We start from the raw sequence: 23,590 nt of genomic DNA on the forward strand, positions 1-23,590 counted from the left end.
ATTTTTCATATGCTTAATGAGCACTCAATGAGTGCTCTTTTTTTTATTTTGGAGGGAGATATATGACAGAAAGTAAAACCAAAGAAAGTCACTTCTTCGCCCACCTTGCTCGAATGAAACTGATACAGCGCTGGCCTCTGATGCGTTCAGTATCGACTGAGAATATCTCAGAGCATAGCCTTCAAGTCGCCTTTGTTGCTCACGCTCTAGCACTCATCAAAAATAAGAAATTTGGTGGTAACCTCAACCCCGAGCGGATTGCGTTATTAGGGATGTACCATGATACCAGTGAAGTGCTGACTGGGGATCTTCCCACCCCAGTTAAATATTACAACCCAGAAATAGCAAAAGAATATAAGAAGATAGAAGCCGCCGCCGAAAAGAAACTGCTGTCGATGTTACCCGAAGAGTTTCAAGAAGATTTTGCCCCTTACTTGGTCTCTCAAGCCGCCTACCCCGACGACGAAATCATCGTCAAGCAGGCCGACACTATCTGTGCCTATCTGAAATGCCTTGAAGAGCTCAGCGCTGGTAATCACGAATATGCACTGGCGAAGAAGCGCCTTGATGTCACTTTACAGGAAAGACGAACCCCAGAAATGGACTACTTCCTCACGACATTCGCTCCAAGCTTTGAATTATCTCTGGACGAGATTAGCTAGGTAATAAAGAATGGTTGGTAAAGTTATAAGAGCAAAGGTCATATTATGACGTTCAAAATCAGCTCCTTATGGGATGAGCGCCACGATGACGAACATAAGATCCGTCGCGACGATCACCGCAGTCCTTATCAACGCGACCGAGCGAGAATTCTTCATTCGGCAGCGTTTAGACGTTTGCAGGCAAAAACTCAGGTTCATGGCAACAGTTTCGACGATTTTCACCGCACTCGGCTTACTCACTCTCTCGAAGCCGCCCAGTTAGGAACGGGAATCGTTGCGCAGATAAAAAAGAAACAGCCAAAATTTCGCGACCTTTTGCCGAGTGATAGCTTAATTGACTCACTTTGCTTAGCCCACGACATCGGTCACCCACCATATGGGCATGGCGGTGAAGTCGCCCTCAACTATATGATGCGAGAGCACGGCGGCTTTGAAGGCAATGCGCAAACATTCCGCATTGTCACCAAGCTCGAGCCTTATACTGAGAATTTTGGCATGAACCTCGTGCGGCGGACATTACTTGGTTTGATCAAATACCCCGCTCTTATCAGTCAAACTCACGCAGATGTCGCTCCAGACAGCGTCTCTCATCAACGCCAACTCAAAGCAAAGGAATGGTCACCCGCCAAGGGTTTATATGACTGTGACCAGTCTCTCTTTGACTGGGTACTTGCCCCGCTGAGTGAAACCGATAAGCAACGGTTCAGCCAGATGCGTGACGAAAACGTAATGCCGCATCAACACAAGAAAACTCGCTTTAAATCCATTGATTGCTCCATTATGGAACTGGCTGATGACATTGCCTATGGAGTGCATGATCTCGAAGATGCAGTCGTGCTTGGCATGGTGACAAGACACCAGTGGATAGAAGGCGCGGCGAGTTTGCTTTCGGAGAGTGGTGAGCCTTGGTTTGAAGCCCATATCGACTCCATTACAGAGATGCTATTTTCCGGTACTCACCACCAGCGTAAAGACGCCATTGGTGGCATGGTGAACGCATTACTCACCAGTATTTCCATAAAGCCTGTTGACGCGCCTTTCGAAAGTGAACTGCTGGCATTTAATGCCTATTTAGAACCTGAAATGGCACAAGCACTCGAGATACTTAAGCGCTTTGTCAGTGAGTATGTGATTCAGGTGCCTCATGTTCAAGTTGTCGAGTACAAGGGGCAACAGATCATTATGGATATCTTTGAAGCCCTCAGTGCCGATCCTGAGCGATTACTGCCAATACCGATTCGCCATCAATGGCAACAAATGAGCTGTGAAAGTGAAGGCTATCGTGTGATTGCGGACTATATTTCATCGATGACTGACGGCCATGCTCAGAGACTGCACCAGCAGTTGTTCTCATCTCATTAACAGAAAGCGGAGTTTATGCTCCGCTTGTTTCTAACACCTGTCGACAAATTCATCGAGTCGGCTCATTAGACGTTGCTTCTCACTGTCACTGATAAAACTCGCTTCAATCGCATTGCGACTAAATTGCGCCAACTCTTCTTGCGTCAACATGTGGCTGTCTGCTACAGCTAGAAAGTTGTCGGTCATATAGCCACCAAAATAGGCCGGGTCATCTGAGTTAATCGTCACACACAGCCCTTGCCTCAATAAATCGACAACATTGTGTTGCTTCATCTCCTCAAATACTTTGAGCTTAGTATTGGACAGTGGGCAAACTGTCAGCGGCATACGAGACTGAGCCAGTGACACCACCAAATTTGGATCATCGGCGCAGCGTACGCCATGGTCAATGCGCGACACTTTCAGTAATTCAAGGCTGTTGTAAATGTTGGCAACAGGTCCCTCCTCTCCTGCGTGGGCGACCGTGAGAAAACCAGCCTCGAGTGCTTTGGCAAAAACACGAGCAAACTTCTCTGGTGGGTGACCCACTTCCGATGAATCCAGACCCACACCAATGATTTTATCTTTGTGTGCCAATGCTTGTTCCAAGGTGACAAAGGCACTATCTTCATCCAGATGACGTAAAAAACACATGATGACTCGACTACTGATACCCAATTGCGTCTTCGCATCTTGCAAAGCGCGGTGAATACCGTTGATCACGGTGTCAAACGCGATACCACGCTCAGTATGAGTTTGTGGGTCGAAGAAGATCTCGGTGTGGATGACATTGTCAGCCTGACAGCGCAACAAATAAGCCCAGGTTAAATCGTAAAAATCCTGTTCATGAATCAACACGTTGGCACCTTGATAGTAGATATCAAGGAATGACTGAAGGTTAGTAAACTCATACGCGGCTTTGACCTCTTCAGGCGTGGTAAATGGCAGCGCGATTTGATTGCGTAATGCGAGTTCAAACATCATCTCAGGCTCAAGTGAACCTTCAATATGCAGATGCAACTCAACTTTTGGTAACTGACGAATAAATTCTGTTTGGTTCACGCTTGTCTCCCCATTCAATTCGATTGGTATTCAACAAACGCTTTTCTCTTGTGAAGATAATCAGACATACAAAGAGAAAAGCGCAATGCACTTCACTCTTCGTAATCTGAAATTTGCGGTTTCAGGTAGAGACTCCCACACCCTATCAGTGGGATTATACGAAGCATCGGTTATGACGTAACAGTCATAACTAAACGATTGCGCGTCATCATATTCTGACAAAGATTCACTGTACAACGCTGCGCTTGAAAATAATTTTAGACCTCAAATAGCGAGTTTGCGTTTATTATCGGTAATTTTTTTCAAACACACCGGGCGGCATCTGCTTGATTTGAAAGTCAATCATGTGATTGAACGTATCAAGTAATGGGGTGAAGTCTTGCTCTGGTTGCAGCAAAGTCAGGATATGGTAGCCAGCCTCCACGGTAGATAAACTATTGTCACTGGGCGCTTTGCGAATACGATAATTTCCCTGTAGGTTCTCCGGCAAATGTACTAAAGGTAATGCCTGTAAATTTTCAGACAATTGCCACATTTTGTACGCTTTTTTCCACGTGCCATCGAGCAAAATAATCCGTACTTTTTCTTCTCTGAAGACGGCTTTAGCCACCTCTTCATGGCTGACAGACACTTCTCCCGGATAAAGCACAAAATGTTGATAGCTTTCCTCAGCCAACAGCTGATTCAGCTCATTATGCTGAGTAAAATTTTCACCTTCAAACAGGTAACTATTCTCAAGCGAGAGTCTGATAATACGCGCTGTGCCCATGGGCCTGTTTGTTTCTGTCGGATGCTGTAAGATGACCAACTCAACATTCGATGTTAGGCTTTGTATCCACTCACAAATACAAGCTTTGAGTGACTTACCACATTGAGAACAATATCGGGACATAGCGTGCGTTTACTTCTTCTGTTAATTGCTATCAGCTTAGTCTGCCTAGGCGTGCAGTTCGAGCCGTTAGCCAGCCTGACATACTGGCATTATCAACTTATTTCTGAAGGCCAGTGGTGGCGAATCCTAACAGGAAATTTCACCCACACCAACTATGCTCATTTAGGCATGAATCTGGCTGGCTTGTGGGTTATCACTTACCTGTTTAAACCAAGAGTGACTTCTCTGCTCTGTGTATTGTTCGTGATTAGCTTATCCGTGGGTGTACTAAACCTGACAACAAGCATGACTAGCTATGTTGGTCTTTCTGGTGTGCTACATGGCATTTTTGCCTATTATGCGCTTCTGGAATCCTTACAAGGTCGTAAAGGTAGCTGGTTACTTGTCATTGGCGTATTAGCTAAAGTGGGCTGGGAAATGACCATGGGCGCCTCGCAATCGACCAGCGAGTTAATCAATGCCCGTGTAGCCGTGGAGTCTCATCTGTTTGGCGCATTGGCAGGTCTCGTGCTTGCTTTTGTCACGACTAAGCTAAACTTTCAGACAACACTTAACCGCTCTCAGCGATAATTTCTATTGATGTTCCTGACCAAAGGGCTCAGAATGGCGCCCTTTTGCTGGTGGTCGATTGCCGCCAGAGCACTTATCTCACCTTAAACAGAGAACAATTTATGGGTTTTACCGCTTTAGGCCTTTCTGCCCCGCTCCTCAAAGCCATCGATGATCAGGGTTATGACAAACCATCTCCAATTCAGGAGCAAGCCATTCCCGCAGTGTTAGCAGGTAAAGATGTCATGGCAGCGGCTCAGACAGGTACGGGTAAAACCGCAGGCTTCACATTACCGATTCTAGAACGATTAGATAATGGCACCCGAGTCAAAGGCAACCATGTGAGAGCACTGGTGCTGACGCCGACCCGTGAATTGGCGGCTCAGATTCAGGAAAACGTGTTTAAGTACAGCCGTTATCAACGTCTGACGTCGAATGTAGTATTCGGCGGCGTCAAGATAAATCCACAAATGATGAAGCTGCGTAAAGGCACAGACGTGCTTGTCGCAACTCCGGGGCGATTGCTCGATTTATACCAGCAGAATGCGATTAACTTCTCTCAGTTAGAAGTGTTAGTGCTGGATGAAGCAGATCGCATGTTGGATATGGGCTTTATTCGCGATATCCGTAAAATACTCGCACTGCTTCCAGAGAAGCGCCAAAACCTACTGTTCTCTGCAACCTTCTCTGCAGAGATTCGCGAACTAGCCAAAGGTCTAGTCAATGATCCGGTCGAAGTCTCTGTTAACCCTGAGAACTCCACTGCGGTTACCATTGAACAATCTATCTACCCAGCGGATAAGCGTAAAAAAGCACCGATGCTGGTGAAGCTCATCAAAGATGGTGATTGGAGACAAGTTCTAGTCTTCAGCCGTACCAAACACGGAGCTAACCGACTTTCTCATTACCTTAATGATCAAGGTATTACGGCGGCGCCTATTCATGGTAACAAAAGCCAAGGCGCACGCACCAAGGCACTGGCTGATTTTAAATCCGGAGAAGTGCGTGTATTAGTTGCCACAGATATTGCCGCACGTGGTATCGACATTCCTCAACTGCCTCAGGTTGTCAACTTCGAACTGCCTCACGTAGCAGAAGACTACGTCCACAGAATTGGCCGTACTGGCCGCGCGGGTGAAGTCGGCAAAGCAATCTCTTTAGTTGAAGCAGCAGAAGCCAGTGAACTATTTGGTATTGAACGACTCATCCAGCAAGTATTACCTCGGTTGGAGCTGGAAGGCTATAAGCCCGTCAATGTGCTGCCGGAATCTAAGTTGGACACTCGCCCAATCAAACCTAAGAAACCGAAAAAGCCTAAGAAGCCAAAAGTCGACCATGCCGATGGTCAGCGCTCAGGTGACAATGCTCGTGGCCATAAGCCTGCGGGGAAAAACAAGCGTCATTTTGGCCATAACAAACCCAATGGTGATGGCTCCAAGAGTCATAATGGTGGTAAACGTCAGGATGGCAGCTCTAGTACTAGCAAAGCCTCAAACAAGGCTGGCAATAATGGACAGAAACGTCGTAGACCAGCACACCGCAAGCCAAACCATTCGCAACCTAAAGCACAGTAACCAAATACACAAAGCCCCTCAGTTGAGGGGCTTTTCATTTAACTAAACAAAAGAAGTCAGCTTACACGATAGGACGCTGACCACGATCAATCAGCTTCATCAGTACGTTATCAGCCGCTTCACCTGCTAATCCAGCAAGCTTTGAGGTCAGCTTTTTCTTCTCTACGTAGTGAATCGCTAAGACTGTTTTATCTTTGCACGCTTCCACAACCAAATCATCAGAGGTTTTGATTTCATCAACCAGACCTAGTGAATGCGCTTGAGTGCCAAACCAGTGTTCACCAGTGGCCACTTTATCCAGTTCAAGTTCAGGGCGACGCTCACGAATAAAGTCTTTAAATAGACCATGTGTTTCTTCGAGCTCTTGTTTGAACTTATCACGTGCTTTATCGGTGTTCTCGCCAAACATGGTCAAGGTACGCTTGTATTCGCCCGCTGTTAGCTGTTCATACTCGATATCGTACTTTTTGAGTACTTTATTGAAGTTAGGTAGCTGGGCAATCACGCCGATGGAGCCTACGATTGCAAATGGCGCTGAAACAATCTTGTCAGCAATACATGCCATCATGTAACCACCACTGGCAGCCACTTTGTCTACCGCAATCGTCAGTGGCAGCTTAGCCGCCTTAATACGATCCAGTTGAGACGATGCTAAACCATAACCATGTACCATACCGCCGCCAGACTCTAGGCGCAGTAGTACTTCGTCCCCTTCACGAGCTACCGCGAGAATTGCGGTTACTTCTTCGCGTAGTGACGCGACTTCTTTGGCGTCAATGCTGCCTTTGAAATCCAGAACAAATAGGTGAGGCTCACGCTTGCTGTCCAAATCACCGTCTTTTGAGGCTTGCTTGATTTCTTTCTCACGTGTCTTGGTTTTTTCTTTTTCTTGCTTCTTCTCAGCTTTATCACGCGCTTTAATAAACGCTGAATCATGCAGGTGATGCTCAAGCTGCTCAACAGTGTTTTTATGCTGATCCGTTAAGTTGGTGATCTCCAACTCACCCTTGGCAGCACCACTTTTTCCACCTACGGCTTTGGCAATAATAAGAATCGCAATCACTGCGACTACAACAGTCACAATCTTGGCTAAAAACAGCCCGTAGTCCAACAAAAATTCCAATGTTATATCCCCTAATATGCGAATTAGTGTATTGTAACCACCATCTTACGGATTCATAAAGCAGAACATTACAATAAGGATGCATGTCGTGGATTATTCCGTTTCCTCAGATGCTTTAAAAGACAAAGTCATTCTCGTCACTGGTGCCGGTGACGGCATCGGTAAGCAAGCCGCTCTTTCTTACGCTCAGCACGGTGCTACGGTCATTTTGTTAGGTCGTACAGTGAAGAAGCTTGAGCAAACCTACGATGAAATTGAAGCTGCTGGCTACCCTCAACCAGCGATCATTCCTCTGGATATGAAAGGCGCAAGCAAGCAAAACTATCTTGATATGGCCGATACCATTGGTAGTCAATTTGGTCGGCTTGATGGTGTGTTACACAACGCCAGTCAACTGGGTGTATTGAGCCCATTTGATCAGATTGGCGAAGACACATATGACGATATCATGCAGGTTAATGTTAAAGCACAATTCCTAATGACTCAGGCGATTTTGCCCCTGCTACACAAGTCACAAGATGCGAGTGTCATATTCACTTCATCCACGGTAGGCCATGCTGGGCGCGCTTTTTGGGGCACTTACGCGATATCTAAGTTCGCAACGGAAGGCATGATGCAGATTCTAGCAGATGAGTTGAGCGATACACACATTCGTGTCAATGCGATTAATCCAGGCGGTACACGCACTTCCATGCGCGCGAAGGCTTACCCAGCAGAAGACGCTGAGTTGCTGAAAACGCCACTGGATATCATGCCGATTTATCTTCACCTGATGTCGAACGAAAGCAAAGACGTGCGTGGTCAGTGTATTGATGCTCAGCCGAAGAAGTAGATAATCATTCTCTAATACAAAAACGCCTTGTGTTTCCACAAGGCGTTTTTTATCCCATCAATTCACTCTGTCTGCAATTTTAGACAGAAAGTATTCGCATGCAGTTAGTCGAACCAACCACATCCATGACATCCCCTTGAGTGATGATCACTAAATCACCATCGTGCAGCAGGCCTTTTGCTTTCAAACAGCCCACTGCTGATACGGCCATGGGTAAACCTGAATCGCCTTTGGAGTCAAAGTAAACAGGCGTGACCCCGCGATACAGTGCAGTGTGATTCAAGGTACTTTCATTGCGTGATAGAGCAAAGATTGGCAAGCCTGAACTGAGCCGAGACATCATCAGTGCCGTCCGGCCTGACTCCGTCAGAGTCACAATACCTTTGATGCCTTCCATGTGGTTTGCAGCAAACATGGTCGACATCGCAATAGTTTCTTCACTCCCTTTAAATACAGAGTCCATACGGTAACTAGAGCGGTTAATTGCCGACATTTTCTCAGCGCCCAAACAGACTTCAGCCATTGAACGCACAGTTTCGAGTGGATATTTCCCTGCAGCCGTCTCACCAGACAACATTACTGCATCAGTACCATCCAAAACCGCATTCGCCACATCCATGACTTCTGCACGAGTAGGCATAGGATTTTCGATCATCGACTCCATCATTTGAGTGGCAGTAATAACGGTACGGTTGAGACTTCTCGCGCGGCGAATCAATTGTTTTTGGACACCGATGAGTTCTGGATCACCAATTTCTACCCCTAAGTCACCACGTGCAACCATGACAGCGTCTGATGCCAATATGATATCGTCGATGTTCTCTTCGCTTTCAACCGTTTCTGCACGTTCTACTTTCGCGATGAGTTTCGCTTCTAGCCCTGCATCTCTTGCCAAGCGGCGAGCGTATTTCATATCTTCACCATTGCGAGGAAATGAAACGGCTAGGTAATCCACTTTAATTTGCGCAGCAATCTTGATGTCATTTTTATCCTTTTCAGTTAGAGCATCCGCTGACAAGCCCCCCCCTTTCTTGTTGATCCCTTTATTGTTGGAAAGTGAACCGCCAATAAGGACTTTCGTAATGACTTGATTACCTGATACCTTGGTCACTTGTAGCTGCACACGACCATCGTCCAGAAGTAAGATATCACCTGTTGAGACATCTTGTGGCAGCTCCTTATAATCAAGCCCCACCGCATTTTGATCACCTTGCCCCTGTGCGAGATCGCTATCGAGGATAAAGGTATCACCAACAGTCAAATGAATCTTATTGTCTTTGAATGTTGATACCCGAATTTTGGGCCCTTGAAGATCGCCCAGAATAGCGACATGAGTCCCCAGTTGAGCTGCAATATTACGTACGCGGGTGGCGCGCTGAATATGATCGTCTGCAGTACCGTGTGAGAAATTCATTCTGACAACATTAGCGCCAGCCTGAATGATCGCTTCTAGAATCCCTTCTTTGTCCGTCGATGGACCTAACGTAGTGACGATTTTTGTTCTTCTTTGTATAGCTGTCATGATGATTTCCTTGATCAAACCGTGGATCCGTAAGTCATTAATGAAAAAATAGAGACCCTAATTGAGTATATGAAAAATACTGACTTATGAGAGATTTAGGGGTAATTTATCTCGCTCGAAAGACATATTTATTAATGCAAAAAAATGCAGGGTTAAATGTGATATCTGTTTTGCAATTTGATTGAACGCCCAAAGAATCATGTTTATCCGTGATGCTTGTCACGGCAATCTATCAAAGCTCTTCACAATTACTTCGCAAAGTAAAAAAATTGCTCAGTTGTTGATATTCGGAGCACCCTATGTACATGGCTCAACCAGGTCATATTGATCATATCAAGCAGGTCAATGCTGGCCGTGTATATAAACTCATTGATCAGAAAGGCCCTATTTCTCGGATTGACTTGTCAAAAGAGAGTGAGCTTGCCCCTGCAAGTATTACCAAAATTACTCGAGAGCTGATTGATGCTCACCTTATCCATGAAACCACCGTTCAGGAAGCGACCAGCCGTGGACGCCCGGCTGTTGGCTTACAGGTGAATAATGAGGGTTGGCAGTTTCTCTCGATGCGCCTTGGGCGCGGCTATTTGACAATCGCATTGCACGAGTTGGGTGGTGATGTTCTGATTGACACTAAAATCGACATTCATGAAATTGATCAAGATGACGTCTTAGCTCGCTTACTCCATGAAATAGAAGAGTTTTTCCAGACTTATTCTGAGCAACTAGATCGTGTCACCAGTATTGCACTCACCTTACCTGGCTTGGTCAATTCAGAAAAAGGCATTGTCTTACAGATGCCGCATTATAATGTTGAGAACCTTTCTCTCGGCCCCGAAATTTATAAAGCAACGGGATTACCTGTTTTCATTGCCAATGACACTCGCGCTTGGGCATTGGCGGAGAAACTGTTTGGTCATTCTCAGGAAAACGAAAACTCGGTACTGATTTCTATCCACCATGGTCTTGGTGCCGGTATTGTCCTTGATGGCCGTGTGCTTCAAGGGCGTCACGGTAACATTGGTGAACTTGGTCATATACAAATCGACCCGAATGGTAAACTTTGTCATTGTGGTAATCGTGGCTGTCTGGAAACGGTCGCAAGTTCTCAGGCTATCCGGAGTGAGGTATCAGAGCGACTAGCCAATGGCGAAGCGTCAATTTTATCGGAAATCGAGGAACTGACCGTTGAAGACATTTGTGAAGCCGCCGCCAACGGTGACCCTCTTGCAGTCGATGCAGTTGAAAAACTAGGCCGTTACTTAGGCTCTGCTATCGCCATTGTCATTAACTTGTTTAACCCTGAAAAAATCCTCATTGGTGGAGCCATCAACCAGGCGAAAGCTGTCCTTTACCCAGCCATTCAAAATTGCATCAAGGAACAAAGCTTACCCGTGTATCATCAGGACCTTGAAGTGGTCGAATCTCGTTTCTATAAGCAGGCAACCATGCCCGGTGCAGCCTTGATAAAGCAGGCACTTTACGACGGATTATTATTGATGAAAGTGATAGAAGGCTAAGCTCCTAGCTAAGAAGCTTTATCTTTTATGTAAACCCATATAACCTTCAAGTTGTATGGGTTTATTTTTGTTTAGCCTGGCTTTAGGCTATTTTTGATATATTACAAAGTAGTTGAGAGATCGTATGTCCGGAGTTTTAAATAGCGTTGATCAGCGAACGAATCTTGTTGGTGAAAACCGATTGGAATTGTTGCTGTTCAGTCTTAACAGCCGTCAGCTCTTTGCGATCAACGTATTCAAAGTTCGCGAGGTGATCAAAGTCCCACCTCTCACTAAAATGCCAGGATCACATCACAACATTACCGGTGTCGCTTCTCTACGCGGTGTCTCAGTTCCTGTTATTGATTTACGAAGTGCGATTGGCTTCCCGCCATCTCGACAAGAAGATCAAGAACAGAACCTGATCATTACTGAGTATAACCGTACCGTTCAAGGCTTCTTGGTTGGTCAGGTGCGCAATATCGTCAACACTGCTTGGACGGAAATCCAGCCCCCACCCAAAACAGCAGGACGTGCGAATTATTTAACCGCCATCACTCACACCAAAGATAATGACCAACACCAAATTGTTGAGATCATTGATGTAGAGAAAGTGTTGGCTGAAATTATCGACTATGATGTATCCATCTCTGAAGGCGTATTGGACGAAGAATTGGCCGCTCAGATGGTCGGTCGTAATGTTCTGATTGTTGACGACTCCTCCACCGCTCGAGCTCAAGTCAAAGGAACCTTATCTCAGCTTGGCCTGAATATTCTTGAATGTCGTGACGGCCTTGAAGCTCTTCATTTAATTAAAGGGTGGAGTGAAGAGGGTAAAGATGTTCCTCGTGAATTACTGCTAATGATCACGGATGCCGAAATGCCAGAAATGGATGGGTATAAGCTGACTCACGAGATTCGCAGTGATCCAAAATTGAAAGATCTGTACATCACATTGAATACGTCGCTAAGTGGTAGCTTCAATGAAGCAATGGTGAAAAAAGTAGGCTGTGACCGGTTTATTTCTAAATTCCAGCCTGATTTGCTGGTAGAAGTCGCCCAAGATCGGTTACGTGACATTTTAACCAGATAACGCTCCCTCTATTTAAGTTATAGATTTGGCTCATTAGTTAATACTATGAGCCTAAATATCGTGTTATCACTAGCGTTTCCAGCCTGACTCGGCCTGTGTCCAAGTGTCGTATACCACTTCCCCTGAAAAACAATAAATGTTACCGCTCAGCTCAAATAACATTCCCCCTTACAGCACAATGATGCCTTTTAGTCTTAACCAACGTATCATTGTGGTAGATGACACCTATATTCGGGATGATAAACACCATGAGTCAACAAGAAAGGACTGGCTGCTCTGCGGCTATTGATAATCTAAGCCATTTTGCTCAAGCCTCGGACTACTCTTTACTCGATACGCTTCTTCCCGATCCTGACGCAACAGAAAACGGCGAAGATCATTTTCCAAGGCAGGTCTTTTCAGGTCATTATGTTCCCGTAAAACCAACTCCCATTACTGACCCTGTCTACGTTAGTCATAGCCAAGCGTTTTTTAAACAACTGGGATTAGACGATACTCTTGCCCATAGCGAGGAGTTTAAACGCCTGTTTTCTGGCGATGTCAGCGGTGTCCCAGCTCCTATGCGCAATATCGGCTGGGCGACAGGCTATGCTTTATCGATCTTCGGGAATGAATATACCGACCAGTGCCCATTTCGAACAGGCAATGGCTATGGTGATGGACGGGCGATTTCTGTTTTTGAAGGTGTGCTCAACCACCAACGCTGGGAAATGCAGTTAAAAGGTGGTGGGCCCACTCCATACTGCCGCGGTGCAGATGGCCGTGCCGTGCTGCGATCCAGTGTCCGAGAGTTTCTCGCTCAGGAGCATATGCATGCTCTCGGCGTTGCCTCATCTCGCTCTTTAAGCTTATTTGTCTCTCAGTCTGATACCGTTGATCGCCCTTGGTACCAAGAAGGCTCCCGCTCACAAGATCCCGACATCATGGTATCGAACCCTGTAGCGATTACCACACGTGTTGCACCTTCATTCTTACGGGTTGGCCAACTTGAACTCTTTGGACGAAGAGCACGAAGCCAAGCTCATCCGAATGCATTAAAAGAGCTGGAGATGATGGTTTTACATATGATCGAGCGAGAGTATAACGATCAGATCGATGCCACGCTTCCTTTAATGGATAAAGTACTGAAACTGGCACTGGCATTTCGCGACAGGCTGGGTCTGCTAGTCACTCACTGGCTACGTGTGGGATTTTGCCAAGGTAACTTCAATAGTGACAATTGCGCTATAGGTGGCTTCACCTTGGACTATGGCCCTTTCGGATTTTGCGAGCGCTTTGAGCCCTACTTCCAACCATGGACAGGGGGTGGTCGTCATTTTGCCTTCTTTAACCAACCATTAGCTGCGGAAAAAAACTTTGAATCTTTCTGTACCGCAATAGAACCTCTGTTAAAATCTTCCCCAGAGCTCATCGATCAATTGGATGAGATTCGCCAAGATTTCTCTTCACTGATGCAAGACAACATCACTCAAATGTGGGCAGACAAATTAGGGCTCGACACGTTTGATGCTGAGTTGTTTCATTCCCTAATGACTCTGATGATGAAGACTCATGTCGATTACACTATATTTTTCCGTGAGCTTTCAAAAATTCCACAAGAAGTCTCTGAAATCGCCAAGAGCTTTTACGCAGAGCCTGATGAGACGTTAAAAAACGAGTGGAGTGAGTGGTTAACATCATGGCGTGAGTTACTCAATGTTGAAAAAGGTATCGAGGTTATCTCTCGTGACATGAAGCAAGTGAACCCTAAATACACTTGGCGCGAGTGGCTTATTGTCCCCGCTTATGAGCAAGCTAGACAGGGAAATTTTGCGCTTATCCATGAGTTACAAGAGATATTAGCGGATCCGTATGGTGAGCAATCCAAAGAGGTCGAAGAGAAATACTACAAGCTAAGACCGTTAGAGTATTTCTCAGCAGGTGGTATCTCTCATTATAGCTGCTCTTCATAATCCGAAGTGGAAGCTTGACTGGATACGTCTATCTGTTAAATGAACAGCGTGAACTAAGTAACGGTGACATACTCATGAGTATGTCACCGTATGATTGAATAATACGTTAAGGCTGAAGGTTGACCTCAAAAGTCCCAGTTTCACTCCAGTCAGACCAGTTCAAATCGGCGCTGCGAACACGTACTTTCCAGTGCCATCTATCACCATCTTGAATGTCGAACTGTGGCGCTTGGTTGCCCTGACCTAAGAATCGATCGTATGCGCTGGTATGAGTCACTTTTTCACGACGAACATCACCCGCTTCAACTAAAGTGTCTTCATCAGAATCGGTTTTGCTCATAATCTCATGTTTTAGAGTGTAAATATGGTCACTCCATTTATAAGCTTCATCACCACCGATATAAAACTTATTAATAAAATTAGTCAGATCTAATTTTGTAAGATCCACTCCTTCTTGACTATCCACTAGATCGCCTTCACGCCACGTTGGATCCACTTCATCACCCGGGTCTTGCCCCTCTTTCGGCTGAGGCATCACATTGTGCTTACGTGTATGGTTGCCCCATAAATCATAGACATCGCCTTCAAACTCAGCGTCTTTCGATAGCTGCCACTGCACTTCATAAATCGAATCAGGATCACTATGGCTTATTTCAAGCATGATATCCTTGGTGTCCACTTCTCCATGCGGTGAGACAATTTGTGGAGCAGGAAGCACTGTCTTGCCTGGCGTCACTGTCACTTCATCTGTCATTTCAAACCCGTCTTGAAGTGAGCCATAACCACCGACTTTACTTGCCACCGTTGCAGAGTATCGCTTCATATTGACACTCTCACTACCATTGGCATTAAAGGTCAGGATATTAAAACCAAATTCACTTCTGCTGATCGCAAATGTATTGTAATCCTGTACATCATATAGCATATGAGCGTCATGAATCGGCTCTCGATAGCCTTGCGAGGTTGATGCATTAACCCAAAGGTGATTGGTGTCCATCGACTGCCCACGGGAATAAGCATGAGTATGACCGAAAAAGTGCCCAGAGATATGCCCCGTCGCTTTTGAATAGTTTTCTGTTTCCGCGACTAACTCACAGGAACCTAAGCTCTCACCTGTGATCCACAGCTCGGACAAGCACGGATGATGGAACATAGAAAATACATACTTTATATCTTCATTATTCTGCGTTGTGTTGAGTTTGTCTTTCAACCATTGACGTTGGGTTCTCATGACGTCTCTTTGAAAATTCGAATGATCATGAGAGATGGGGAAGCTGTCTAAACCTATAATGCGTAAACGCCCTAAATCAATCGAATACCAAGTTTCTTCGTACCCTTCAAAACCATTGGTCGGCTTTTCGAAGAAATGCTTGTATATACCTAAGTTTGAACCATCATAGTAGTCATGGTTTCCTGGGACCGTAATTAAAGGGACATAAGGAGTAATATTCTTCATTTGTTCAAAGAACTCATGACGCCAATGCTCCATAACGTTACCTGTAGAGACGACATCCCCCGCAATAGTAATTGCTGATATATTATCTGCACATGTGGCTTCGTTCCCTTCACATGCGTAAGAAATGATCCCTTTATTAACGACATCGCTCAAAACACCAATCGTATCACCATTTTGAGTATCGCCTATCGCAACAATATTAAGTTCTGAGCTATCCCCTTGCTCTGGTAAAGTTTTAAAGGCGTATTTAGGGGATTTGGATTTTATTTTTCCTTCATCCTGTGAGTTAAGAGCAACGATATAATACTCATACACAGTTGATGGTTTTAGGTCATTGAGCACAGCTGTTTTAGTGTTAGAAATAGATTCATCGATCAAATCCGCCTCTACAATAATAAACTCCTCAGAGCTTTCCTTAGGCCTAGCCCAAACTTGAGTATGTTCATCCAAGGCCTCAAAACGTACCGTCATACTATTACTAGTAGGCATCTGAAGGTATGGATGAATAATGAAATCAATTTTTCCATTTGTCGTTAGGGAGATAGTATTATCCTCTTCCTGACAACCCATTAATGTCAATACTATTGACAATGCCAAAATTTCCTTTTTCACAAAACAATCTCTACTAATTAATATTAAGAGCAATAGATATTGGTTAAGTGAGATTTTAATTTCATGACATTAAGTTTAATTATTTTTTCATTAAATATTTCAAAATAATAAAAATATCAATATAAATCAAACTTAATTGATAAACGAAACATATGCGAAGGGAAATTAATATAAACTTATAAAATTAAGTGGTTTTTATTTAGACTGAAAAATATTAAAAAAATAATACTAAGCCTGCTATATATTAATTCATATATAGCAGGCTCGCTTTACTCACACTTAGGCGACTTCGATTGGGCCACCGAATGACGTCACTGGGGGGACCTTACCTGTGAACTTCTCAAAATCAACGATACATGTATTCGCAGAGGTTGCCTGAGCAAGCTCCGAAGAACCGATATCCATTGTTAGCGTATTCGGGTCGCCGTAAGTACAGATCGCACCTTCTTTTTCGTTCAGAGGGCCATACCATGCGCCCTCTTCGATACGGATAACACCACGAGCATAGCTATCCATAAGCACAGCCCCTGCCAGCAATTGACCACGGTCGTTAAACACACGAACCAAGTCACCGTCTTTGATACCTTTCTCTTTTGCATCCTGAGGGTTTATGTAAACCGGTTCACGACCTTGCACCGCGTAAGTTGCACGGAATTCTTCCGACTCACACATTTGCGAGTGCAGGCGTTTATCCGGGTGACACGATTGCAGCCAGAATGGGAACTTGTCTGAACCCGGTCCACCATGTGAGCGTTCTGTCTTTTCAAACCACATTGGGTGTTCCTGACAATGCTCATAACCGTAACGGCCGATCTTACGAGACGTAATTTCGATAAAGCCCGATGGTGTGCCCAAAGCATTGATTTCTGGATCTTCACGGAAATCAGCGTGGCGAACCCAAGGTTTACCCTCACCAAAGTCCAGCACACTCTGCTGCCAGAATTCATCAAATTCTGGCATGTCAAACTTGCCTTTATTCGCAGCACGACAATCATCGTAAAGTGAACGAACCCATTGCATCTCGTCCATGCCACGAGTGTACTCGTTGTGGCGACCGAAACGACGGGTTAGTTCAGTGAAAATCTCAAAGTCAGTCTTAGACTGGAACAATGGATCCACTAGACGGTGCATCGCAATCAGACCTTTCCCAGAGTATGAGCCGTATACATCGATATCATTACGTTCAAACTGAGTACAAGCAGGTAAAACGATGTCGGAGAAGCGACACGTTGCCGTCCAAGCAAATTCAATGGTTACAACCGTTTGAAGCTGCTTAAACGCTTTCTTCATACGATTGCGGTCTTGGTGGTGGTGCCATGGATTGTTACCCGAAATCACCATCATTTTATAACCCGGTAACTTCACCTTGCTACCGTTGTAACGAATCTCTTTACCCGGCTCCAGTAAGCAGTCAATCCAACGGGCAACAGGAATGGTTTTGCTGTAACCGTTGTAGTCATTGTTGTCCCATTTTGGCTTCATACCTTGGTCAAGGTTACGTGGGAAACCGCCCGGTGCAGCGAAGCCGGTTGAAGGTACGCCAATACCAGAATAGTGGTGACCATAAGAAATACCGCCACCCGGAAGACCAATTTGACCGACCATTGCCGCCACAACTGCCGCCGCCCAATAAGGCTGTTCACCGTGCTCCTGACGCTGAATACACCATCCCATCAGGATCTGTGTGCGACCATTAACCAGCATGCGCGCAAATTCACGGATCTTGTCAGCGCTTACGCCACAAATCTCAGCCGCCCATTCCGGTGTTTTTTCAAGTTTGTCTTTCGTCTCACCTTGAACGTACTTAATAAACTCGTCGAAACCAAGGCAGTAGGTATCAATGAACTTCTGATCGTGAAGTTTTTCGTTGTACAACACATGAGCGACCGCCAACATAAACGCAACGTCAGTCATTGGGTTAATGTACAAGTGATCATTTTGTAGGAAGCGCTGAGTTTTGTTCTTCACTGGGTCAACAGAAAGTACGTTGATTTCGCCTTTAGCGACTTTCTCTTTCAATTGCTCTAAGTAAGGGAATGACTGGTGAGTTTCACAGTTCCAACCAACCTGAAGGTTCTTCACCGGATCATTAGCCCATAGGATGATGTTATCTGAGTTTTCCAGAATCTCAGACCACGATGTACCTTGAGCGTAAACTTCTGTCGAGCCCAATACATACGGCAGAATCGTCTGGCCAGCGCCAGTTGAGTAATCACCAACTTTTGTAATGAAGTTACCATGCATACCCACTGCACGCTGCATATGGCTGGTACAGCTATGGAACTGCCCAGTTTGACGCCAACCGGTTTGGCCAGCGTGCAATGCCCAAGGTCCATAGTCTTTCTGAATGCGCTCTAACTCACGGTAGAACAGATCCAAAGCTTCATCCCAAGTGACACGAATAAAACGGTTGTCGCCGCGAGTTTCGGCGCTGTACTTGTGCTTTTTCAACCAATCTAGGCGCACCATTGGGTAGCGGACACGAGACGGGTTATAAATAACACCTTTGATACCATTGATCATATCAGTTGGGTTGGTATCTGTTTCTAGCGGCTTGATCTCTTGGACTTTACCCGCGTAGATATGGGCGCGGAATGCGCCCCAATGAGATCCCGATACTTTCCATGTTCCTGTTGTTTCTGCTGCACTTGCAGAAGCCGATGCCAATAAACTTGGACCTATGACTGATGCTGCACTGGTCGTTGCTACACCTTTAAGAAAACTTCTTCGTGTAATAGCCATTTCAATTACTCCATCCGACGCTTATTAGTGATGACCTTCAGCAAAATCTGAAGAGTGCTTCTGTAGGTACTTCAATACTAGGGCTTCGCTATCTGTGTCGAAGTTAACAAACGCCAACATACCGTTGAACATACCTGGCCAAGTGTTCGCATCGAAGTGCGCTTCATCAGGCTGTGTGTGACAAACTGAACAATTGGTCTTATAGGCTTCACTCGCTTTCTCCCAGATAGGCGTCACGTCGTTCAGCATTGCTTCTTTTTTCATCCAAACTGTTGCTGCCACTTTCTCCCAAGGAAGACCCGTTAGTTCATCGACTTTTTTCTCGCCTTTTGTAACTACATCATCACTGGTTGCCGCTTCTTTAAGTAGTGAACCCACCGCGATGTTCATACCAAAGTCTTCTTGGATGACACGGCCAAAGCCTTTTGCTTTTCGCCAGCCATCAATCTCAACTTTCATCATTTCGCCCTTGTCTTCTAGTACTGTAACTGTCGATGCTGGGTTAAGCAGGCCTGCTTCTTCAGCCCCCGTTTCATCAAAATAGACAGGTAGGTGGCGAACGCTCACCAAGGCGTTACCCACGGAGTAATCTGTGCTGGAAGTCAGCTGCTCCAGCTCACCAACAATCCCACCAATACTGTCCATACCGGCTGGAAGCTTGTGCGCAATACCTTTATGGCAGTCAACACAGCTCTGATCTTTTTCCGCCGCTTGCTTCATTTGGATGCGAGCAGTTGGGGACATTTGTTCAAAGTCCATTGACTCATAGTTGTGGCAGTTTTTGCACTCCAAGGATTTGTTCGCAGAGAAACGATCCCATTCGTGTTTAGCGAGTTCGATACGGCGCTCTTCAAATACACCTGGTTCGTCGTAGTTACCAAACACTTGGGCGAATACTTCTTTAGAGGCTTGCATCTTACGGGCAATTTTATCGGTCCAGTTATGAGGAACGTGACAATCAGGGCAAGTAGCTCGCACACCTGAATGGTTTTTCCAGTGAACCGTTTCTTGGAGTTCAACGTAGACGTTGTCACGCATGGTATGACAGCTAATACAGAACTCTTCCGTATTAGTCGCTTCTAGTGCTGTGTTGAAACCACCCCAGAAGATGACACCAGCAATAAAGCCGCCCATCGTCAGCACACCGAGGCTGATATGAACCGCTGGGCGCGTCATAGTGCGCCACAATTTAACAATCAATGATTTCATGGTTTGCTCTCTTAAATTTTTCAAACTGTGGAAATGAGCTCAGTGCTTTACATGCCATGTGCACCAGGAGGTCCAAAAAAGAACATCTGTAGCATCCAAACAATAAATCCGTAGCCACCTACGAAAGCCACACTCAGAACCGGGAAGAGAACAACCGCGATAAAGAGGAAAGATTTCCACTCCAGCGAGCGTTTTTCGCCACTCTTAATTTTGTTAACATCACTCATACATTTGCCTATTTTGTATTTAGTGTTATTGGATAGCTCTTATCGCTGAGCTTGCCTTTTTCATAATCTCTAGATAAAAATGTTAGACCATACTATTTGTAGGGTTCAATTAAATCCGTCCTTACAAAGCTTGTTATTCAGCACTTTTTTGAGCTCATCCAGATATGTGTTTGATTAATAACTCATATGTCAACATGCTTGAAATTATGAAAACTTGTTAACAGTAAACAAAATGTTAAAACGCAACACTTAAGCAACAACAAAGTGAAATAACAGGCTAAAAATTCCGGCTTGCAGCAAGCGACACTCCACATAAAATCCTCAAACTTGTTACACCTTTGTTTCAAATCGAGAGTAAAAATAAGCGGATTTCTTGCCTTTAAAGATGGTGCTGGTGAAGCTTTGGAGAACAGTTTTTCACTGAAATCCATTCTTCATAAGATTTTAGGGATACAATACATATTGCTTTTTAGGAGGGCTTATGAGCGGTGCTGTCGATATTTCCTGGCCAATGCTGGCCTTATTCTTCTGTACATTGGCGATTCCGTTGTTAATCAGCCGACACTATCGACTCAATATTGAAAAAGAAACACTCATCAGTGTGGCAAGGATGACCATCCAGTTATTGCTGGTCGGTGTTTATCTTCAATACTTATTTGAGCTCAACAGCTTAACTATCAATGGTATTTGGCTGATGGCCATGACTCTCATTGGTGCCAGTTCCATCATCAGTAAAGTAAAGTTACCCAAACAAAGGTTGATATACCCTGTCAGCGCAGGTTTACTCATTGGTTTACTACCACTGTTGCTTATCATCTGTTTTTTGATCATTCAGCCACAACCACTATTCAATACCCAATACCTCATCCCCTTGGCCGGTATGCTGCTAGGCAACTCTCTCAGTGGTAACATTGTGGCTTTGCAGAACATTTTCACCGCTATGGAAACGCGCCATAGCGAGTATGAAGCTGCCATAGCGTTGGGAGCAGCACCTAAATTTGCAACTTTGCCATTTGTTCGTGAGTCAATCCAGAAGTCGCTTGCGCCGACCTTAGCATCGATGACAACCAGTGGCTTAGTGACACTACCTGGAATGATGACAGGCCAAATACTGGGAGGAGCGAGCCCTATCGTCGCGATCAAATATCAAGTAATGATCATGATTGCGATCTTTGTCATGCTGTCTATCTCAATCAGCCTGACCCTGTCGCTTACGGTCCGATATTGCATTAATAAGGAAGGGAAAATCTTAGTGAGCTTAGGAAAAGCCTAGCCTAGGCGATATGCCTTAAACGGAGGAAAGATTTTATCCACAAAATCTGTGGATAACCATGTCATCGCTTTCAGGATAAGTCCTGATCCTATAACCGCCATAAGCTAGAAAATAAAAGGACATAAGATTCATATGCCTACCAATCAAATCCAATTATCGTCATAAAAACGTCAAATGCTAACTTTACACTGCCGTAGTCAGCTTTTTGTAAGGATACAGATAATGCAAATTGGCGCTACTTCTAACCCAACCGAGACTTCTCAATGGGAAGACAATGAAACACGAAATTGGCTTGTTTCTCAGCCCGAAGAAATTCTGGCTTTGGATGACATCATTGAAGAATCTTGGCGTCAAATACACTGAGAAGTAAAAGAATCAAAATAGGCTCGTTTTTCAACGAGCCTATATCTTATATAGTCCAACAAAACTAATCTCTTAGGTAGATCATCCAATACCACACCCCGACAAAAACACCGCCGCCAATGATATTACCCAAGGTCACAGGTATAAGGTTATTGGTAATAAAATTAAGAAGATTAAGATCGGCATAATCCGCGATATTAGCCCCTGTCATCTGCCAAAACTCATCGGGAGCAAAAAACTTAATGCCAACCGCCATAGGTACTTGAAACATGTTCGCGATACAGTGCTCAAAACCTGCGGAGACAAACATAGCAACGGGTAAGATCATAACGGCTATTTTATCCGTGAGTGTGCGCCCGCTAAATGTCATCCATACCGCTATACACACCAAGACATTACACATAATGCCTAGCGCAACCGCTGAGATAAAACTATGGTGCAGTTTATGCTGTGAAATCGCCATTGCATTTAAGCCAACCTGCCCGCTATCAAACATGTACTGCTTGGTAAGTAACATACAAATCACTAATAATAGCGCGCCAATAAGATTGCCACTGTACACCACGATCCAGTTTTTCATTAACATCTTCCAAGTGATCTTGCCGCTAGCTCTCGCCACAAGAGTCAACACAGAGCTGGTAAAAAGCTCTCCCCCTGTGACAACGACAAGAATCAAGCCTAAACTGAAAGCCAAACCACCCAGTAGTCGCGTGATGCCCCAAGGTAAGTCACCTGCGCCAGTGGTCACTATAGTGTAGAAAACAAATGCAATACCAATGTGAATACCGGCAGAAATCGCCAATAGGAAAGACTTCATTGGGTCTTTCGTTGCCTTACCAACCCCAATTTCAGCGGCACGTTCCGCCATCTGTGGCGGCAGTAAAGAATCAAACTGGTTTAAATTCATCATGCAAAGACATTCTAAATAATATGGATTTGTGGGCGCGGATAATTACTCTTATTGTGATCAAATTCAAGCTTTAATTACCAAACTTAGCTGAGGCCCAATTTAAACACAGGTTACTCAATCAAAACTGCCTAATATGAAAGGAGAAAAATGCGCATAACTCAAGAAAAGGAAAAATAAATATATATGATTATCAAGCGATTAAGAAAGATAGCTTAAAAGAAATACCTCTGACCTCAAGCATTAGTTCAAATTTACATATCAACCCCTTACCTTATGCAGTTTTAGCATTAGGGAGGTTGATCAATACAAACCATCAACTGGTCATAATCCAATCAAACAAAAGCGAATTTTTATCCAAACTAAGTGGTAGGTAACATTTCTATCTCCCTATAATTGCTGAATAACAATATGAGGAATATGGTTGTTTTAGTACTTTCTTTAAGGATTTATTATGAAATATACCGCTGATAAGATGGCCGAACTCAACCTGCTACTGCAATTTGACATTAGCAGTTCTGCAACTGGTATTAAAGTTCACCACGAAGCAACAGAAGAAATGCAGACGGCCGTGAAAAGGCTCTTTGATAAAGGCTTGTGTACTCTGCCTGATGGTGGTTATCTAACAGATGAAGGGATTGAAGTCGCTGAACATGCAGACAAAATCCTCAGAGTTTTATCTAGTTAGTCTTATCATAAACGA

The 23,590-nt window shown here is 44.7% G+C and carries 20 protein-coding genes and 1 riboswitch; of the genes, 11 read left to right on the top strand and 9 right to left on the bottom strand.

Annotated features, from left to right (window positions below):
- Positions 1-62 precede the first annotated feature (62 nt).
- Entirely contained in the window at positions 63-662 is a 600-nt protein-coding gene (gene yfbR / locus L1D15_RS15005; protein ID WP_239865768.1) for a 5'-deoxynucleotidase, read from the top strand.
- A 45-nt stretch (positions 663-707) separates the two neighbouring features.
- Positions 708-2,024, top strand: coding sequence for an anti-phage deoxyguanosine triphosphatase (locus L1D15_RS15010; protein WP_239876304.1), 1,317 nt, complete (start codon positions 708-710; stop codon positions 2,022-2,024).
- A gap of 30 nt (positions 2,025-2,054) precedes the next feature.
- Here L1D15_RS15010 and L1D15_RS15015 read toward each other — a convergent pair whose 3' ends face one another.
- Positions 2,055-3,065: an adenosine deaminase gene (locus tag L1D15_RS15015; protein WP_239876305.1), complete on the bottom strand. Its 1,011-nt coding sequence runs from the start codon at positions 3,063-3,065 to the stop codon at positions 2,055-2,057.
- Between the two features lie 82 nt (positions 3,066-3,147).
- Positions 3,148-3,247, bottom strand: a riboswitch (purine riboswitch).
- Positions 3,248-3,351: 104 nt separating this feature from the next.
- Positions 3,352-3,957, bottom strand: coding sequence for a DTW domain-containing protein (locus L1D15_RS15020; protein ID WP_239876306.1), 606 nt, complete (start codon positions 3,955-3,957; stop codon positions 3,352-3,354).
- A gap of 3 nt (positions 3,958-3,960) precedes the next feature.
- Between L1D15_RS15020 and rrtA the strand changes: the two genes are divergently transcribed.
- Entirely contained in the window at positions 3,961-4,527 is a 567-nt protein-coding gene (gene rrtA / locus L1D15_RS15025; RefSeq protein WP_239876307.1) for a rhombosortase, read from the top strand.
- A gap of 101 nt (positions 4,528-4,628) precedes the next feature.
- Positions 4,629-6,080 (top strand): DEAD/DEAH box helicase, encoded by a 1,452-nt coding sequence (locus tag L1D15_RS15030; RefSeq protein ID WP_239876308.1) that lies wholly within the window; start codon positions 4,629-4,631, stop codon positions 6,078-6,080.
- A gap of 61 nt (positions 6,081-6,141) precedes the next feature.
- Here the strand turns inward: L1D15_RS15030 and sohB are convergent, their stop codons facing one another.
- Complete coding sequence (gene sohB, locus L1D15_RS15035; RefSeq protein ID WP_239876309.1) at positions 6,142-7,203, bottom strand: protease SohB; 1,062 nt, start codon at positions 7,201-7,203, stop codon at positions 6,142-6,144.
- Between the two features lie 88 nt (positions 7,204-7,291).
- Here sohB and L1D15_RS15040 point away from each other — a divergent pair, with 88 nt between their 5' ends.
- Positions 7,292-8,035, top strand: coding sequence for a YciK family oxidoreductase (locus L1D15_RS15040; protein WP_239876310.1), 744 nt, complete (start codon positions 7,292-7,294; stop codon positions 8,033-8,035).
- Positions 8,036-8,114: 79 nt separating this feature from the next.
- Here L1D15_RS15040 and pyk read toward each other — a convergent pair whose 3' ends face one another.
- Positions 8,115-9,557 (bottom strand): pyruvate kinase, encoded by a 1,443-nt coding sequence (gene pyk, locus L1D15_RS15045; RefSeq protein ID WP_239876311.1) that lies wholly within the window; start codon positions 9,555-9,557, stop codon positions 8,115-8,117.
- 299 nt (positions 9,558-9,856) lie between these two features.
- On the opposite strand from pyk, the gene L1D15_RS15050 reads away from it, so the two are divergent.
- From L1D15_RS15050 to L1D15_RS15060, 3 genes are all read left to right on the top strand, one after another.
- Entirely contained in the window at positions 9,857-11,074 is a 1,218-nt protein-coding gene (locus tag L1D15_RS15050; protein ID WP_239865759.1) for an ROK family protein, read from the top strand.
- A 124-nt stretch (positions 11,075-11,198) separates the two neighbouring features.
- A complete protein-coding gene (locus tag L1D15_RS15055; protein ID WP_239837364.1) occupies positions 11,199-12,146 on the top strand; it encodes a chemotaxis protein CheV in 948 nt (315 codons plus the stop codon).
- A gap of 248 nt (positions 12,147-12,394) precedes the next feature.
- Complete coding sequence (locus L1D15_RS15060) at positions 12,395-14,098, top strand: protein adenylyltransferase SelO family protein (RefSeq protein WP_239876312.1); 1,704 nt, start codon at positions 12,395-12,397, stop codon at positions 14,096-14,098.
- A 106-nt stretch (positions 14,099-14,204) separates the two neighbouring features.
- Here the strand turns inward: L1D15_RS15060 and L1D15_RS15065 are convergent, their stop codons facing one another.
- From L1D15_RS15065 to torE, 4 genes are all read right to left on the bottom strand, one after another.
- Positions 14,205-16,145 carry a metallophosphoesterase gene (locus L1D15_RS15065; protein ID WP_239876313.1) on the bottom strand — a complete coding sequence of 647 codons (1,941 nt, stop codon included), beginning with the start codon at positions 16,143-16,145 and terminating at the stop codon, positions 14,205-14,207.
- Between the two features lie 300 nt (positions 16,146-16,445).
- Positions 16,446-18,908 (bottom strand): trimethylamine-N-oxide reductase TorA, encoded by a 2,463-nt coding sequence (gene torA, locus L1D15_RS15070; RefSeq protein ID WP_239876314.1) that lies wholly within the window; start codon positions 18,906-18,908, stop codon positions 16,446-16,448.
- A 24-nt stretch (positions 18,909-18,932) separates the two neighbouring features.
- Positions 18,933-20,117 (bottom strand): pentaheme c-type cytochrome TorC, encoded by a 1,185-nt coding sequence (gene torC, locus L1D15_RS15075; RefSeq protein WP_021454980.1) that lies wholly within the window; start codon positions 20,115-20,117, stop codon positions 18,933-18,935.
- Positions 20,118-20,164: 47 nt separating this feature from the next.
- Positions 20,165-20,344 (bottom strand): trimethylamine N-oxide reductase system protein TorE, encoded by a 180-nt coding sequence (torE, locus tag L1D15_RS15080; protein WP_239876315.1) that lies wholly within the window; start codon positions 20,342-20,344, stop codon positions 20,165-20,167.
- A 481-nt stretch (positions 20,345-20,825) separates the two neighbouring features.
- Between torE and L1D15_RS15085 the strand changes: the two genes are divergently transcribed.
- Together L1D15_RS15085 and L1D15_RS15090 are read left to right on the top strand one after the other, a co-directional pair.
- A complete protein-coding gene (locus L1D15_RS15085; RefSeq protein WP_239876316.1) occupies positions 20,826-21,617 on the top strand; it encodes an ABC transporter permease in 792 nt (263 codons plus the stop codon).
- A 222-nt stretch (positions 21,618-21,839) separates the two neighbouring features.
- Positions 21,840-21,980, top strand: coding sequence for a hypothetical protein (locus tag L1D15_RS15090; RefSeq protein WP_239838267.1), 141 nt, complete (start codon positions 21,840-21,842; stop codon positions 21,978-21,980).
- 64 nt (positions 21,981-22,044) lie between these two features.
- Here L1D15_RS15090 and focA read toward each other — a convergent pair whose 3' ends face one another.
- Entirely contained in the window at positions 22,045-22,887 is an 843-nt protein-coding gene (gene focA, locus L1D15_RS15095) for a formate transporter FocA (RefSeq protein ID WP_239838278.1), read from the bottom strand.
- Between the two features lie 454 nt (positions 22,888-23,341).
- Here focA and L1D15_RS15100 point away from each other — a divergent pair, with 454 nt between their 5' ends.
- Entirely contained in the window at positions 23,342-23,575 is a 234-nt protein-coding gene (locus tag L1D15_RS15100; protein ID WP_239838266.1) for a TIGR02647 family protein, read from the top strand.
- Positions 23,576-23,590 lie beyond the last annotated feature (15 nt).

It is taken from the genome of Vibrio sp. Isolate25 (assembly GCF_022398025.1).
Taxonomy (GTDB): domain Bacteria; phylum Pseudomonadota; class Gammaproteobacteria; order Enterobacterales; family Vibrionaceae; genus Vibrio; species Vibrio coralliilyticus_A.